Annotated in this window: 1 protein-coding gene; it reads left to right on the top strand. The window is 48.3% G+C overall.

The features are described from left to right. Nucleotides 1–56 precede the first annotated feature (56 nt). Nucleotides 57–19,541: a tyrocidine non-ribosomal peptide synthetase TycC gene (gene tycC, locus FB479_RS13420; RefSeq protein WP_255438394.1), complete on the top strand. Its 19,485-nt coding sequence runs from the start codon at nucleotides 57–59 to the stop codon at nucleotides 19,539–19,541. Nucleotides 19,542–19,610 lie beyond the last annotated feature (69 nt).

Here is a 19,610-nt window from a genome sequence, read left to right on the forward strand (position 1 = left end):
CAATAAAAGCTGTGCAAGAGGAGTTTTTATTGGAGGAACCCTCTTTGAATCTATCAATAACAGAGTTGAGGTGCGTAATGAAAAAGCAGGAAAATATCGCAAAAATTTATCCGTTAACTCCATTGCAAGAGGGTATGCTGTTTCATGCTGTCAAAGATTCAGAGAGCAGTGCCTACTGCCTCCAGATGTCCGCAACGATCCAAGGCAATTTTCATCTGCCTACGTTTGAAGAGAGCATAAACAAGCTTGTAGAAAACTACGAGGTATTGCGAACGGTGTTTGTGTATCAAAACCTGCAGCGACCCAGACAGGTTGTTTTTAAAGAGAAAAAAGCAGTTGTGCATTTCGAAAACATTGCTCATTTGCCTGTAAATGATCTGAACGATTACATAAAAGCGTATACGCGTCAGCATCATACGTTTGACCTGACAAAAGATAGCTTGATGAAAGCAGCGATTTTCCAAACAGAGGAGAACAAGTTTCAATTCGTTTGGGCGTTCCATCATATCATCGTAGACGGTTGGACATTGGGGGTATTGCTCAATAAACTGCTCTCGTATTACGCGGCCCTTTACAAAGGTGAGCCTATTCCACAGGAAGCAACCAAACCATATAGCGAATACATCAAATGGCTGGATAAGCAAAACAAAGAGGAGGCGCTCGCTTACTGGCAAAATTACCTGGAAGGCTTTGACCATCAGGCTGATTTCCCCAAGAAGAAGCATGTGGCGGAGGATGGCACTTATCTGCATATCGATTCTCATTTCACCATATCCCCTGAGAAGACGCAGCAATTGATGCAAATTGCCAATCAGAATCAGGCCACTATGAGCAGTGTGGTTCAATCCCTCTGGGGCATTTTGGCGAGCAAGTACAAAAATTCGGACGATATTGTATTCGGTTCTGTTGTATCCGGTCGTCCTCCCCAGATCCAAGGCATTGAGAGTATGGTTGGCTTGTTCATTAATACGATTCCAACCCGAATCCAAACGAACAGACAGCAATCGTTCAGCGAGCTGCTTAAGACTGTTCAGAAGCAGGCCTTGTCGTCTGCCGCCTATGATTTCGCCCCTCTTTATGAGATTCAGAGTAAAACACAACTGAAGCAGGAATTGATTGATCATTTGGTGACGTTTGAAAACTACCCGGATAATTCCTTAAAGCACATGGAGGATTCACTAGGTTTTCAGTTCACCGTTGAAAACGGAGAAGAGCAGACCTCCTATGATTTTAACGTAGTAGTAGCTATCGCACCTTGGAACGAAATGTATGTGAAGTTGAGCTATAATGCAGCGGTTTATGAGCAGGCATTCGTAGACAGAGTGGAAGGCCATTTGAAAACCGTCATCGAGCAAGTCATTCGCAACCCTGATGTGCTGCTTCAAGATATCGGGATCATCACGGATGAGGAAAAACAGCAATTGCTGGTAGCTTATAACGACACAGCAGCTGAATATCCGCGGGACAAAATGATTTTTGAGCTGATCGCGGAGCAAGCAAGACAGACGCCTTCGAAAGTTGCGGTTGTTTGCGGGGAAGATCGCCTTACTTACCAGGAGCTTCAGGAGCGTTCCAACCAGTTGGCCAGAGCTCTGCGTGGGAAAGGAATTACCCAAGGCAGTATCGTCTCCATAATGGCGGAGCATTCACTCGAGCTGATCGTGGCTATGATGGCAGTTCTAAAATCAGGCGGCGCCTATTTGCCGATTGATCCTGAGTATCCGATAGAGAGAATTCAGTATTTACTGGATGACAGTCAGACGACGATTCTCTTGACGCAATCCCATCTTCAGGAAAAAGTCGAGTTTGAAGGCGACATCCTCTACCTAGACAATCTTTCCTTGTTTGAAGGAGACAGTACGGATCTAGACACTGCATGCACACCGGACGATTTGGCGTACATGATCTATACTTCCGGGTCCACGGGGAATCCAAAAGGCGCGATGATTACCCACCAAGGTCTAGTCAATTACATTTGGTGGGCCAACAAGGAGTATGTCCAAGGGGAAGCTGTAGACTTTCCGCTATACTCTTCCATTTCGTTTGATTTGACTGTCACCTCGATCTTCACGCCGCTTCTGTCAGGCAATACGATCTATGTCTACAGAGGAGCAGATAAGGTACAGGTCATTTTAGACATCATCCAAGATAATCAAGTGGGCATCATCAAGCTGACGCCAACACATTTGAAGCTGATTGAAGAAATAGATGGAACAAACAGCAGCATCCGACGGTTTATTGTCGGTGGTGAGAACTTGCCAACCCAATTGGCGAAGAGAATCTATGAGAACTTTGGACAGAATGTCAAGATTTTCAATGAGTATGGACCTACCGAAACGGTTGTGGGCTGCATGATTTATTTGTATGACCCTAAAAAAACCATCCAAGAATCGGTTCCAATCGGAGTCCCCGCAGACAACGTCCAGCTTTATTTGCTCGATTCCTCCATGCAGCCGATACCCGTCGGCTCCATTGGTGAAATGTATATATCTGGAGATGGCGTAGCCAAAGGATATTTCAAAAGACCAGAGCTGACCCAGGAAAAGTTCATCGATAATCCGTTTCGCCCGGGGACCAAAATGTATCGAACTGGCGATCTTGCAAAATGGCTGCCCGACGGCAATATGGAATACTTGGGAAGAATCGACCATCAAGTCAAAATTCGCGGGCATCGGATTGAGATGGGCGAAATTGAGACGCGTTTGACGCAGCATGAATGGATCAAGGAAGCCGTCGTCATCGCTGAAAAGGATGACAGTGGTCAAAATGTGCTCTATGCCTACATTGTTTCCGAGCAGGAGTTGACCGTATCGGAACTGAGAGAGCATCTGGGAAGTACACTTCCTTCCTACATGATCCCGTCCTTCTTTGTCCGTTTGGAGAAAATTCCGCTGACAGCCAATGGAAAAGTAGAGCGGAAGAAATTGCCGAAGCCTGACGGTGCAGTTGTAACGGGAACAGCGTACGCCGCTCCTCAGAATGAAACGGAAACAAAATTGGCTGAGATTTGGCAGCAAGTCCTGGGGGTTAGCCGTGTAGGCGTTCACGATCATTTCTTTGATTTGGGCGGACATTCACTGAAGGCTATGACAGTCATCTTTCAAGTTTCTAAAGTGTTGGAAGTGGATTTGCCAGTAAAGGCACTGTTCGAGAATCCGACCGTATCCCAGCTCGCTGCTTTTATCTCGAGATCAGGGAAAAGCAAGTACACAGCCATTCAACCGGTTGAGGTAAAAGAATTTTATCCCGTATCTTCTGCTCAAAAAAGAATGTATATTCTTCAGCAATTTGAAGGAAGCGGAATCAGCTATAACATTTCGGGTGCAATGCTGCTGGAAGGAAAGCTGGATTACAATCGTTTTGCGAGCACGGTCCAACGACTGGCGGAACGCCACGAAGCCTTGCGCACCTCCTTCCACAGGATCGATGGTGAGCCTGTACAGAAAGTGCATGATGAGGTAGAAGTACCCATCCTGATGCTGGAGTCTACGGAAGACAAAGCGGAGCAGATCATGCGTGATTTTGTCCGTCCTTTTGACCTCGGAATCGCTCCGTTGATTCGAACAGGCTTGGTCCAGTTGGGCAAAGACCGTCATTTGTTCCTGCTCGACATGCACCATATCATCTCGGACGGTGTTTCGTCCCAAATTTTGCTGAGTGAATTTGCCAAGTTGTATCAAGGGGAAGCCTTGCAGCCTCTACCTCTCCAGTACAAGGATTTCGCTGCGTGGCAAAATGAGCTGTTCCAGACGGACGTGTACAAGAAGCAGGAGCTACATTGGTTGAATACGTTTGCGGATGAAATTCCTTTGCTCAATCTGCCGACTGATTATCCGCGTCCAACTATTCAAAGCTTTGAAGGGGATCTTGTTCTTTTTGACACAGGAAAAGAATTGACCGAGCGTTTGCGCAAGGTAGCAGCTGATACGGGAACAACCCTGTATATGGTCTTGCTCGCGGCCTACCATGTACTCCTGTCCAAGTATTCCGGCCAGGAGGATATCATCGTGGGTACGCCTGTCGCTGGTCGTTCCCATGCCGACGTGGAAAACGTCATGGGGATCTTTGTGAATACGTTGGCGATGAGAAATCAGCCTGCGAGCGACAAAACCTTTACCCAATTCTTGCAAGAAGTGAAACAAAATGCGCTGGCGGCCTATGACAATCAGGATTATCCATTTGAAGAGCTGGTTGAAAAGCTGGCGATTCAACGTGACATTAGCCGAAATCCTTTGTTTGACACCATGTTTTCTTTGGAAAATGCCAATCAGCAGTCGCTGGAAATCGAGCAGCTTACAGCAGCTCCGTATGAGTTGTTTAACAAAATTTCAAAGTTCGATCTTGCTTTGAATGCGAGTGAATCGCAATCCGACATTCAATTCCAATTCGTATTTGGAACGAAGCTATTCAGGAAAGAAACCATCCAAAGAATGGCCCATCATTATCTGGAAATCCTGCGTACCATTCCTGCACAGCCGAATGCCAAGTTAGCAGAAATCGACATGATGACAGAAGCAGAAAAACGTACTCTCATCCTGAATGTCAACGATACTTTTGTCGAACGTTCCGCTGATCAGGTTTTGCATCAATTGTTTGAAGAGCAAGTAGCGCTTACGCCAGATCAAGTAGCTGTAGCCTATGACGGATACACCTTGACCTATCGCCAGTTGAACGCCCGTGCGAATCAAGCAGCTCGTTTGCTGAGGAGCAAAGGAACGCAACCAGATACGTTGATCGGAATTATGGTAGACCGTTCCATTGGGATGGTCGTGAGCATGTTGGCCGTGTTAAAAGCAGGTGGTGCGTATACGCCAATTGATCCTACCTACCCGCCAGAAAGAATCCAATACATGCTCAGCGACAGCAAAGCTCCGATTCTACTGACACAGCGTCATTTGAAAGAGACAGTAGAGTATGCAGGAGAAATCATTGACGTAGATGATGAAGCGATTTATGCAGGTGACGACACCAATCTTGACAATGTCTCTCGCAGGGATGACTTGGCCTATGTCATCTATACATCTGGTTCGACCGGAAATCCCAAAGGGGTTATGATCGCGCATCAAGCGATCTGCAATCACATGCTCTGGATGAAGAATGCCTTCCCACTGACTACAGAGGATGCTGTCTTGCAAAAAACGCCTTTTTCTTTCGATGCTTCCGTATGGGAATTTTATTTGCCGCTGATCACGGGGGGACGCCTGGTACTGGCAAAGCCAGACGGACATCGCGACATCGAGTACATGACTCGCATGATCAGAGAAGAGAAGATCACGACTTTACAGATGGTTCCTTCCTTGCTGGACCTGATCATGACAGAACCGGGATGGAGCTCTTGCACGAGCTTGCAACGCGTTCTCTGCGGTGGAGAAGCATTGGCACCTGCACTTGTTTCGCGCTTTTACCAGACGCAAACGGCGCAGTTGATTAACCTCTATGGCCCTACAGAATCCACGATTGATGCGACATACTGGGTTTGCCCTCGTTTGCCGGTGTATGGCGTGATTCCCATTGGCAAACCGATTGATAACGTCCGTTTGTACGTCGTAAATGCGAGCAACCAGCTCCAGCCTGTAGGAGTTGCAGGAGAACTGTGCATTGCTGGCGATGGTTTGGCCCGCGGCTACTGGAATCGTGAAGAACTGACAACTGCCAGCTTCATTGACAATCCGTTTGAACCGGGTAGCAGGATGTACCGTACTGGAGACATGGTAAGGTATCTAGCCTGCGGCAACGTGGAATATCTCGGACGCATCGACCATCAGGTCAAAATCAGAGGCCACCGGATCGAACTGGGTGAGATCGAAGCAAAACTTTTGCAGCATGAATGGATAAAAACGGCCATTGTCCTTGCCCGTCCAGATGAAAAAGGGCAAAGCAACTTGTACGCCTATATCGTTTCCGAACAGGAAATCAACACGGCCGACCTGAGAGCTTACATGGCTTCCCATTTGCCATCTTATATGGTTCCTTCTTATTTTGTTTATTTGGAGCAGCTGCCGCTCACGGCAAATGGCAAGGTAGATCGCAAAGCATTGCCTCAGCCTGAGGGAACATCCTCATCTGAAACCGTGTATGTAGCGCCGCGCAATGAAGTGGAAGCCATGCTCGCAGACATTTGGCAAAGTGTACTTGGGGTGAACCCAATCGGGGTACACGATCATTTCTTCGAGTTGGGCGGACACTCTTTGAAGGCGATGAACGTTATCTCTTTGATCCATCGGACCCTTCATGTAGATGTGCCGTTGAAAACACTGTTTGAATTGCCTACGATTGCTGACTTGTCAGCATATATCGCTACTGCTGGCAAAGGCAAGTATACGACGATTGAACCTGTCCAAAAGCAGGAGTATTACTCGGTCTCTTCTGCACAAAAGAGAATGTTTCTTCTCCGACAAATGGAAGGTGCAGGCATCAGCTACAACATGCCGGGCATTCTGTACATCGATGGCAAGCTGGATACAGAGCGTTTGCAGCAAGCGCTCAAGAGTCTGGTGAAACGCCATGAATCTCTGCGTACCTCGTTCCACTCCATGAAAGGAGAGACTGTTCAGCGTGTACATGAAAATGTCGAGCTGGAAATCTCGTTTATGGAGTCAACAGAGGGAGAGCTAAAACAAATCGTCGAGCAATTTATTCAACCGTTCGATTTGGAAAAAGCTCCACTGATGCGCGCTGGACTGGTCAAAGTGGCTCCGGAACGCCATCTTTTCATGCTGGATTTCCACCATATTGTCGTGGATGGTGTATCGATTGGCATTCTTGTTCAAGAGCTTGCTCAGCTTTACCACGGGGAAGAGCTGCCTGAACTGAGCATTCAGTACAAGGACTTTGCCCATTGGCAGAATCAGTGGTTCGAGACGGAAGAGTTCGCTGCTCAGGAAGCCTCTTGGATCGATACCTTTACGGGAGAAATTCCTGTACTGAATCTAGCAACGGATTATCCGAGACCTTCTGTGAAAAGCTTCGAGGGTGAGCGATTTGTTTTCAGCTCCGGGGCCCTTTTGAAAAAAGAATTGAATCGACTTGCTCATGGTACTGGAGCTACGCTCTACATGGTTCTGCTGGCTGCCTACAATGTACTTCTCTCCAAATACTCTGGACAAGAGGACATTATTGTTGGTGCGCCTACTGCTGGCAGGTCCCATGCAGAAACGGATTCGATCATCGGTATGTTTGTCAATACACTGGCATTGCGAAACAAGCCTGTGGGGGATAAGACCTTCCTCAGCTTTTTGGCAGAAGTGAAAAACAATACGCTGAAAGCCTTTGAGAATCAGGATTATCCACTGGATGAGCTGATCGATAAGCTGAACATTCAACGGGATCTGAGCCGCAATCCTTTGTTTGACACCGTATTTATCTTGCAAAATATGGATCAGAAGCCGTTCGAAATGGAGCAACTGACGTTTACACCCTATATGGCAGACGTGAATCAGGCCAAGTTTGATCTGGCATTAGAGGCGTACGAAGAAGATGAGGAGATCATCTTTAGCCTTGATTACTGCACCAAATTGTTTACAAGAGAGACGATTGAAAAAATAGCGGCACATTTCATCCATATCCTTCATGCCGTTATTGAGCAACAAGCCATTACCTTGTCCGAAATTACGATGCTTTCCGATGAAGAAAAGCATCGCTTGATAGTAGAATTCAACCAAACGCATACGGAATATCCGCAGAACAAGACATTACATGAGCTGTTTGAGGAGCAAGTGGAAAAAACACCACAGGCTGCTGCGGTTGAAATCGGCGACAAGCAGATGTCCTATCACGAACTGAATGAGCGAGCAAACCAGCTTGCCGCTACCTTGCGTGAACGGGGAGTAAAGGCTAACCAATTCGTAGGAATCATGGCAAACCGTTCTGTGGAAATGGCTGTGGGAATCATGGCCATTTTGAAAGCAGGTGGAGCCTACGTGCCTATCGATCCCGAATATCCGGAAGATCGTGTGGCCTACATGCTGGAGGATTGCGAAGCCCGTCTGGTGCTTACCCAAAAACATCTTGGCGCTAAGCTGGCTTCTAGTGTGAGCGTGGAATGCCTGTATCTGGAGGAGGAGAAGAACTATTCTTCCAACCGTTCGAATCTCGAGCCGATTCAAACCGCTTCCGATTTGGCTTATGTCATCTATACATCGGGGACAACAGGCAAGCCAAAAGGAGTAATGATCGAGCATCGTGGCATTGTCAACAGCGTGTTGTGGAAGAAAGAGGAGTATCAGTTTAGCGTCCATGATAGAAGTCTGGTGCCCCTATCCTTTGCGTTTGATGGCTTTGTTCTTTCCTTCTTTACGCCGATCCTTTCCGGTTCAACCGTTGTTATGGCGGAGGATGAAGAAGCCAAAGACCCTGTATCTCTCAGAAAACTTATAGCAGCTGCGAGATGCACTCAAATGACATGCGTGCCAAGTTTGTTCCAAGCGATATTGGAATGCGGTTCTGCTGCGGATATCAGCTCCCTGCAAACCGTCACACTAGGGGGCGAAAAAGTATCTGCGCAGCTCGTTGAGAAGAGCAATCAGCACAATCCGCAACTGGTTATCGTCAATGAATACGGTCCGACAGAAAGCAGTGTCGTCGCCACCTGGCAGCGAATTTCGCAACTGGATTCTGTGATAACGATCGGACGTCCCATTGCCAATACCAGCATCTATATCGTGGACAAATTCCATCAGCTACAGCCAATCGGCGTCGTCGGGGAAATTTGCATCGGTGGTCACGGTTTGGCACGTGGATATTGGAACAAGCCGGAACTCACAGCAGAGAAGTTTGTTTCTCATCCGTATTTGGAAGGCGAGCGCATGTACAAAACGGGTGATCTAGGAAAGTGGCTCCCTGGCGGAACGATTGAATTTGTCGGTCGCTTGGATGAACAGGTAAAAGTAAGGGGATATCGGATTGAAATCGGCGAGATTGAGTCGGTTATGCTCTCCGTTGAAAAGGTGACTTCGGCTGTCGTGATTGTCCATGAAGACCAACAGGGCCAATCGTCGCTTGCTGCTTATTACACGGCGGAAGAAAAGCTTGAAGTCTCGAATCTGTGGGCGTATCTGTCGCAATCCTTGCCGTCTTACATGATTCCTGCTTACTTGGTCCAGCTCGATCATCTCCCGCTTACGCCTAATGGAAAGATCGACAGGAAAGCCTTGCCGAAACCAGAAGGCAGACCTGTAACGGGAGCAGAATATGTGGCGCCAGCAAGTCCTGTGGAAAGCAGGCTGGCAGAGATTTGGGAACGTGTGCTTGGGGTAAACGACATTGGTGTTCTCGACAACTTCTTCCAGCTAGGCGGGCATTCCTTGAAAGCCATGTCGCTTGCCGCACAGATTCATCGGGAGTATCAAGTCGAGCTTCCACTCAGAGTACTCTTTGCGACACCTACCATCCAGGCAGTGGCACAGTATATTGAAACAAGTGGAAAAGACACACATGTACCGATTCAGCCTGTACCGCGGCAAGCGTATTATCCCGTTTCCTCTGCACAAAAGAGGATGTTTGTCCTGCGACAGTTTGAAGGCACTGGCACAGTCTATAACATGCCAAGCGTGATGTATATTGAAGGCGATCTGGATCGTGCACGATTTGAAACCGCGATGGAAGGGCTTGTCAAGCGACACGAATCGTTGCGGACATCCTTCCACACAGTGAATGGCGAGCCTGTTCAACGTGTACATGAGGCAGTCGAACTGGATGTGCGCTATGAGGATTTGACGGAAGACCAAGTCGAGCAAACCATCGAATCATTTGTGCAAGCATTTGATCTGGAGAAGGCTCCGTTGTTGAGGGTCGGACTCTTCAGATTGGGAGAGAAGCGACATCTCTTCCTGATGGATATGCATCACATCATTTCGGATGGCGTCTCTGTCGGAATCATCATGGATGAATTCTCGAAGCTGTATCGAAACGAATCTTTGCCAGAGCTGGCTGTTCAATACAAAGATTTTGCTGTCTGGCAGACGGATCTGTTCCAAACAGACATCTATACAAAGCACGAGAACTACTGGTTGAAGTCCTTCGCGGGTGACATTCCGGTACTGAATCTGCCCGCCGATTATTCTCGCCCGCTGGTTCAAAGCTTTGAGGGAGATTGCATTACGTTCCAGACAGACAAAACGTTGATGGACGATTTATACAAGCTCGCCCATGAGAACCACACCACGCTGTTTATGGTCTTGCTGGCGGCTTACAATGTGCTCCTTTCCAAATACAGCGGCCAAGAAGACATCGTAGTGGGAACGCCGATTGCTGGCAGATCTCATGCGGATGTAGAAAAAGTCTTGGGGATGTTTGTCAATACACTGGCTTTGCGAAACTACCCGGACGGAACGAAATCGTTTCAGGCATTTTTGGAAGATGTCAAACAGAATACGCTGCAAGCATACGCCCACCAGGATTATCCGTTTGAAGCGCTGGTCGAAAAACTGGAAATCCAGAGGGATCTCAGCAGAAACCCGCTGTTTGACACCATGTTTATTTTGCAAAACCTGGACAAAAAAGCTTATGAGCTGGATGGGCTGAAATTTGAAGCTTACTCCGGAGATGGGCAGCAGGGCAACGCCAAATTCGATCTCACACTGGAAGCGCATGAGGATGAGACAGGAATTCATTTTGGTCTCGTGTACTCCTCGAAATTGTTCCAAAGAGACACGATGGAAAGAATGGCAGGTCATTTCCTCCAGGTGCTGCGAGGAGTCATTGCAGACCAAACAGTGGCGTTGCGTGAAATCAACTTGCTCGGTGAGGAAGAAAAACACCTTGTAACTGTTGCATTCAACAACACGTTTGCCGCGTATCCACGCGAAAGCACGATTCAGGAGCTGTTCGAGGAGCAAGTGGAAAGAACGCCCGAGCATACTGCAGTTGTGATGAACGCGCAGATGCTAACGTATCGGGAGCTGAACCAAAAGGCGAATCAGATCGCAAGTGCCCTTCGCCGATTGGAAATAGGAAGAGACAGCGTTGTAGGTTTGTTGGCAGATCGTTCACTCGAGATGATCACAGGCATTATGGGGATCATCAAAGCGGGAGGCGCCTATCTGGGGATTGATCCTGAGCATCCAGCTGATCGCATCTCTTACATGCTTGAAGATGGCGGCGTGAAGGTTGTTCTTGTCCAAAGACATTTGCTGCATCTTGTTGACGAAGGTTTCATTCCAATCGTTTTGGAAGACGAGAGTCTAGAGAAAGAAGATGCCAGCAATTTGACCAACCTCAATGACGCCAAGGACTTGGCCTATGTAATGTACACGTCGGGTTCAACAGGCAAACCTAAAGGAGTCATGGTCGAGCATCGCAATGTCACCCGATTGGTGAAAAATACGAATTACGTTCAGGTACGCGAAGAAGATCGCATGATTCAAACGGGTGCTATTGGCTTCGATGCCATGACATTTGAGATTTTCGGAGCTCTGTTGCATGGTGCTAGTTTGTTCCTGGTGACCAAGGATGTTCTGTTGGATGCGGAGAAGCTGGGCAGCTTCCTGCGGGAGAATCGGATTACAACGATGTGGTTAACTTCACCACTGTTTAACCAGCTTTCGCAAGACAACCCGGCGATGTTTGAAGGCTTGCGGGCGTTAATTGTCGGTGGCGAAGCACTGTCTCCGAGACACATCAACAAAGTTAACAGCGCCCATCCCGCTCTGGAGATTTGGAACGGATACGGCCCGACAGAGAACACAACTTTCTCTACGTGCTATCTGATTGAGAAGGAATTCGAAGACAATATTCCGATTGGAAAGCCGATCACGAACTCCACTGCTTATATCGTGGATCGCTACAATCAGCCGCAGCCTATTGGGGTGCCGGGTGAACTGTGCGTAGGTGGAGATGGAGTAGCCAGAGGCTATTTGAACAAGCCGGAATTGACCGCCGAGAAGTTTGTTTCGAATCCATTTGTTTCTGGTGAAAACATGTACCGCACAGGGGATTTGGCGCGATGGAAGGCGGATGGAACGATTGAGTATTTGGGGCGTATCGACCAACAGGTAAAGATCAGAGGCTATCGGATCGAGCTTGGGGAAATCGAGACCGTTCTGACCAATCAGGAAAAGGTAAAAGAAGCTGTCGTAACGGTGATGGATGATACGAACGGCCAAAAATCTCTTTGCGCTTATTTTGTTCCAGAAACGGAACTCGACGTGGCAGAGCTGAGAGAGGCTATTTCCAAAAAATTGCCTAGCTACATGGTTCCAGCCTTCTATGTCCAAATGGATAAACTGCCTTTGACTGCAAACGGGAAGGTCAATCGTAGAGCTTTGCCTGAACCATCTGGAGATCGGGTACAAAGCTCCACATATGTCGCCCCGCAAAACACGACTGAGCAGAAGCTGGCTGAAATTTGGCAAGGGGTATTGGGTACTCATGCGATAGGCATTCACGACAACTTCTTCGAACTGGGTGGCCATTCCCTGAAGGCCATGAATGTAATCACGCAGGTGCATAAAGCATTTCAGGTAGAGCTTCCGCTAAAAGCGCTGTTTGAATCTCCTACGGTCCATGAGCTGGCTGCCTATATCACTGCGAGTGAGATTGAACAGTTCGAGACCATTCAACCAGTAGAGCAAGCTGACTTTTATCCAGTCTCGTTCGCACAAAAAAGAATGTACATCCTGCATGAGTTTGAAGGAAGCGGGATCAGCTACAACGTGCCAAATGTGCTGATAATAGAAGGCCATCTGGATTACGAGCGCTTTGAACATGCGATCCAAACACTGGTAAAACGACATGAATCCTTGCGAACATCCTTTCATTCGATAAACGGGGAACCCGTGCAACGAGTCCATGAAGATGTCGCGCTGTTCATTGGTATTTCTGAGGCGACAGAAGACCAGGTAGAGCATCGCATTCAGGAGTTGGTCCAGCCGTTTGATCTCGAGGTGGCTCCGCTGTTCCGGGTTGAATTGATCAAGCTGGGAGCAGAACGATACTTGTTCTTCATGGATATGCACCACATTATCTCCGATGGTGTATCGCTTGCAGTCATCGCCAAGGAGTTTGCGAGCTTGTACGAAGAAAAGCAGCTCCCTGACATGCGCATCCAGTACAAAGATTTTGCTGCTTGGCAAACAAAGCTATCCCAGTCTGAGCGTTTCCAAAAACAGGAGGATTATTGGGCGAATGTCTTTGCAGGAGAGATCCCGTTACTCAACCTGCCAAATGATTTCCCAAGACCTACTGTTCAAAGCTTCGAAGGCGACACCGTAGCGATCGGTACAGGAAATCACTTGCTTGCGGAGTTGCGGCAACTCGCTGCAAATACAGGCTCAACGCTGTTCATGGTGCTTTTGGCAGCCTACAATGTGCTGCTGTCCAAATACGCAGGACAGGAAGAAATCGTAGTCGGCACACCGATTGCAGGTCGATCCCACGCAGATGTGGAACGAATCGTCGGCATGTTCGTCAACACGCTTGCTTTGAAAAATGTGGCAGGAGGCAATCTGACCTTCCGCGAGTTTTTGGGTGACGTGAAACAAAATGCGCTGCATGCATTTGAACATCAGGATTATCCGTTTGAACATCTCGTAGATAAGCTGCAAGTGCGGCGCGATTTAAGCCGAAATCCGCTGTTCGATACGATGTTCAGTCTGGGGCTAGCGGACTCATCTGCATTAGAAATTGCAGGTCTCAACATGTCCGCTTATCCGGTAGATGGCAAGATCGCGAAATTCGATCTCGCTCTGGATGCGATGGAACAACAAGATGAGCTTCTCGTGCAATTCAACTATTGCACGAAGTTGTTTGCAAAAGAATCGATCGATCGCATGGCAACTCATTACGTCAATCTTTTAAAGACGATCATAGCCAATCCAGATAGCAAGCTGGCAGAGATCAGTGTTTTGTCAAAAGATGAGAGGGAGCAAATGCTGCATGATTTCAATGCAACAAAAGCCGCTTATCCAACGAATAAAACGTTCCAGGAGCTATTCGAAGAGCAGGTCGAAAAAACGCCGAATCAGGTAGCCGTAATCTTCGAGGATGAACAGCTAACGTATCGGGAATTAAATGAAAAAGCGAATCAGCTCGCACGTGTTTTGCGCCAAATGGGAGTCAATCCAGAGAGCACTGTCGGCATCATGGTAGACCGCTCCTTGCACATGGTGGTAGGGACACTCGGTATTTTGAAAGCTGGTGGCGCCTACGTCCCGATTGATCCAGACTATCCGTTGGAGCGTCAAGCATTCATTTTGGAAGATAGCGATGCGAAGCTGCTGCTTACCTTGCAAAAGATGAATACACAGCTTGTATTCCCTCACGAAACTCTCTATCTGGATGCAGAGGGGCTGTATCAGGGAGAAGCGAGCAATCTGGAGCCTGTGGCACTGCCGGAACACGCCGCTTACATCATTTATACTTCCGGTACGACTGGCAAGCCAAAAGGGGTCGTGATCGAGCACCGGAGCTATGCGAATGTCGCGTTTGCCTGGCAGGATGAGTATCACCTGGATACCTTCCCGGTTCGCTTGCTGCAAATGGCGAGCTTCGCCTTCGACGTATCGACTGGCGACTTTGCCAGAGCATTGCTTACAGGAGGGCAGCTGATCATTTGCCCGAATGAGGTCAAAATGGACCCGGCTTCCTTGTACGAAATCATCAAGCGGTATGAAATCACGATTTTCGAAGCGACACCAGCTTTGATCATGCCGTTGATGCATTACATTTACGAAAACAAGCTAGATATCAGTCAGATGAAGCTCCTGATTCTCGGAGCAGACAGTTGCCCAGCAGAAGACTTCAAGACCTTGCTGAGCCGATTCAGCCATACGCTGCGCATTATCAACAGCTATGGGGTAACAGAGGCGTGCATTGATTCCAGCTATTATGAAGAAACGGATGTCGCATCCATCCGCTCGGGAACGGTACCGATCGGAAAACCGCTGCCGAACATGCAGATGTATGTGATGGATCAACAATTGAACCTTCAACCTGTTGGAGTCGTGGGTGAGTTGTGCATCGGTGGAGCAGGGGTCGCTCGCGGATATTTGAACAGACCCGAGTTGACACTGGAAAAGTTCGTACCGAATCCATTCGCGCCAGGTGAGCTGTTGTATCGTACGGGTGATTTGGCGAAGTGGCGTGCGGATGGCAATGTGGAATTCCTGGGGCGTAACGATCATCAAGTGAAAATCAGGGGTGTCCGTATCGAGCTGGGCGAAATCGAGACACAGCTACGCAAGCTGGACGGAATTTTGGAAGCAGTTGTCATCGCAAGAGAGGATCACAGACAAGAAAAGTATTTATGCGCGTACATGGTGGCAGACGACGAGATCGACACAGCACAATTACGTCAGGAATTGCTAAAAGAATTGCCTCAAGCGATGATTCCATCGTATTTCGTAACTCTTGAAGCGCTGCCGCTTACAGCAAATGGGAAGATCGACAGACGTTCCTTGCCTGCGCCAGATGTATCCATGCTTAGAACAACGGAGTACGTAGCACCGCGTACGGAATTGGAAACACAATTGGCCCACGTATGGGAGCAAGTGCTGAATATGGAGCAAGTAGGGATTCTGGATGATTTCTTTGCAATTGGCGGTCACTCCCTGCGTGCAATGAGTGTGATTTCGAGCATGCATAACGAATATCAAGTCGATATTCCGCTTCGTATTTTGTTTGAAAAACCGACGATTCAGCAATTGGCTGCACACATCGAAGAGACAGCAAGAGGGCACGTCATTTCGATTCAACCAGCACCTGCGCAAGAGTATTATCCTGTTTCATCGGCTCAGAAGCGCATGTATATTCTCCATCAATTCGAGGGAGTCGGCATCAGCTACAATATGCCTTCGACCATGCTGATCGAAGGGAAGCTGGAACCGGAACGATTAGAGACAGCGTTCAAGCAGCTGATTGAGCGACATGAGAGTCTTCGTACGTCTTTTGCCGTTGTAAATGGAGAACCTGTTCAGAAGATTCACGAGGAAGTTTCTTTTGAACTTTCGTATACAACGATCACTGAAGACCAGGCTCAAGAGGTTCTTTCAACCCTCGTTCAACCATTCGATCTGGGGGTAGCGCCGTTGCTTCGCGTCCGTCTTCTGCATATCGGAGAAGATCGTCATGTGCTCTTTACCGACATGCATCATAGCATTTCCGACGGTGTATCCTCCGGCATTCTCCTGTCTGAATTAGTGAAGTTGTACCAAGGGGATGTTTTGCCAGAGCTGCGAATCCAGTACAAGGACTTCTCCGTATGGCAACAGGAGCTTTTCCGATCCGAAGCCTTCAACAAGCAAGAACAGTACTGGGCTCAAGTGTTTGCAGACGAAATTCCAGTACTAAACCTGCAAACGGATTTCACCCGACCAAGCATCCAAAATTTCGCAGGGGATCAGTATACCATCGGAACTGGTAAACAGCTCATGGATGGCTTGAACCAGCTGGCCCGAGAAACCGGAACGACACTGTACATGGTGCTCCTCGCGACGTACAATGTTCTGCTTTCCAAGTATTCCGGGCAAGAGGACATCATTGTCGGCACACCGATTACAGGCAGATCCCATGCTGATCTGGAACCAATTGTCGGTATGTTTGTGAACACATTGGCGATGAGAAACAAGCCGCATGCTGCGAAAACATTTACCGAGTTGTTGCTGGAAGTCAAGCAGAATGCACTGGACGCTTACGCCCATCAGGATTATCCATTTGAGGAGCTGGTGGAAAAGCTCGACATTCCACGAGACTTAAGCAGAAACCCGCTCTTCGACACCATGTTTACTGTGCAGAACAACACAGGCGTGTCCATCGACCTGCAAGGCTTGACACTTGCTCCTTTCATGACGGATCAGACTGGCAACCATTCCAAATTCGATTTGACGTTGATTGCCACAGAAGAGCATGAAGAGATTAGCATTGGTGTGGAGTACAGCACAAGCTTGTTTACGAGAGAAACGATTGAACGGTTAAGCAACCACTTCCTGACCATTGCACAAATGGTTGTGCAAAATCCGCATATCCGCTTGAGTGAGATCGACATGCTCTCGAAGGAGGAGAAGCAGCAGGTTTTCGAGAATTTCAATGGTACATCTGTAAAATATTTACAAGACAAAACGTTGCATCAATTATTCGAAGAGCAAGTTGCGAAGACTCCGGATCAGGAAGCCATTCTCTTTAACGGGCAGTCACTGACGTACAGCGAGCTCAATGAGCGAGCCAACAGACTGGCAAGAGTTCTGCGCACCAAAGGAGTCGGAACTGATCGGCTCGTAGCGGTCATGGCGGAGCGTTCACCGGAGATGATCATTGGCATCCTTGGTATTTTAAAGGCAGGTGGTGCTTATGTTCCAATCGATCCGGCGTATCCGCAAGAACGCATTCAGTACTTGCTTGCGGACAGCGACGCTGCGCTGCTTCTCTGCCAAGCTCATCTGTCAGAGCTATTGTCTCGCGTGTCGAGCGGGATTGATTGGCTTGATCTGAACGCAGAGCATGATGCCCAGATGGATGGTTCCAATCTCGCACCACTCAATCAACCGACCGATCTCGCCTATGTGATCTATACATCGGGTACGACCGGAAAGCCGAAGGGCGTCATGATTCCACATCAGGGAATCGTCAATTGCTTGCAGTGGAGAAGAGATGAATATGGATTCGGACCGGGAGACAAGGCGTTGCAGGTATTCTCCTTTGCCTTCGATGGTTTTGTAGCCAGCTTGTTCGCTCCGCTTCTCGGAGGTGCTTCTTGCGTCTTGCCGAGAGAGGAAGAAGCCAAAGATCCGGTAGCGCTGAAGAAGCTGATTGCCCAGGCGGGAGTCACACATTATTACGGTGTGCCGAGTTTATTCCAAGCGATTCTGGATTGCTCAACTGCTGCAGATTTCTCTCCTCTGCGTTGCGTAACATTGGGAGGCGAGAAACTACCTGCGCAGCTTGTACAAAAAACGAAAGAAAAGCATCCAGCAATCGAGATCAACAATGAATACGGTCCGACCGAAAACAGCGTCGTCACCACCATTTCTCGTACGATCGAAGTAGGGCAAGACATCACGATTGGGCGACCGCTAGCCAATGTACAGGTTTACATCGTCGATACACAACATCACTTGCAACCGATCGGCGTAGTGGGAGAGCTATGCGTCGGAGGAGCCGGACTTGCAAGAGGTTATTTGAACAAACCCGAGCTCACAGAAGAAAAGTTCGTTCCGAATCCGTTTGTGCCAGGAGAGCGCATGTATAAAACGGGTGACTTGGTGAAATGGCGGACAGATGGCACGATCGATTACATCGGTCGGGCTGACGAACAGGTGAAGGTGAGAGGGTACCGCATCGAGATCGGGGAAATCGAGAGCACCATACTCGCTTACGATGGCATCGATCAAGCAGTGGTAGTTGTGCAAGAGGATGACGTAACGTCCGGACAGTATCTGTGCGCCTATCTGGTCACAGCAGCAGACGTATCCGTTTCCGAGCTGAGAAGGCATCTGGCGAAGGAACTGCCTGCTTACATGGTTCCAAGCTATTTTGTTCAGTTGGATCAGCTTCCACTCTCGGCCAATGGAAAAGTGGATCGCAAAGCGTTGCCGAAGCCACAGCCATCGGATGCGACCACACGTGAGTTCGTGGCACCAAGAACTGCGACCGAGCATCAATTGGCATCCATCTGGCAAGAAGTTTTGGGGGTAGACCCGATCGGCATCACGGACCATTTCTTTGAACTGGGCGGACACTCATTGAAAGCAACGCTGCTGGTTGCAAAGGTGTATGAGTACATGCAGATTGAACTGCCGTTGAACCTCATCTTCCAGCATCCAACCATTGAGAAGGTAGCGGATTTCATCACGCACAAGAACTTCGAGGGCAACTCCGGGGGAGCCATTCTCTTAAATGAAGAGACGGCGAGAAAGGTATTCTGCTTTACACCGATTGGAGCCCAAAGTGTCTATTACCAGAAGCTTGCTGATGAAATCAAGGGCGTCTCCCTGTATAGCTTTGATTTCATCCAAGAAGACAATCGACTTGAGCAGTACATGGAAGCCATCGTCGCGATTGATCCAAAAGGACCCTATACACTCATGGGATATTCTTCGGGAGGCAATCTGGCTTTTGAAGTCGCAAAAGAACTGGAGAACCAAGGCTATGTCGTGACTGACCTCATCTTGTTCGATTCGTATTGGAAAGACAAGGTGATGGAGCGGACTCTGGCGGAAACAGAGAGTGATATTGCCCAGTTATTTGCCGAAATTGGAGAAAACATCGAGATGTTCAACATGACACAAGAAGACTTCAATTTGTACGCTGCCAATGAATTCGTCAAGCAAAGCTTCATTCGAAAAACAGTCAGCTACGTGATGTACCACAATCAACTGATCAATACGGGTGCAACGAACGGAGCGATCCATCTCATTCAATCAGAGCTGGAATCGGGCGAGGAAGATCTGGTTGCAGTCAAATGGAATGAATCCGCTTGGGCACAGGCTACGAAACGACTGATGACGTACGAAGGGTACGGAATCCACTCCAGAATGTTGGGAGGAAATTACGTGTCGATGAATGCCTCCATCCTCCGAGACATCCTGCAAGAGCTGTTCATTCTGAAATAAGATCGTGGCTTTGTGATGATTCCCCTTGGGAACACGTTTTCCAAGGGGAGTTCATCCACTACATCCTTG

Origin of the sequence: Brevibacillus sp. AG162, assembly GCF_006715575.1 — a bacterium.
Taxonomy (GTDB): Bacteria; Bacillota; Bacilli; order Brevibacillales; family Brevibacillaceae; genus Brevibacillus; species Brevibacillus brevis.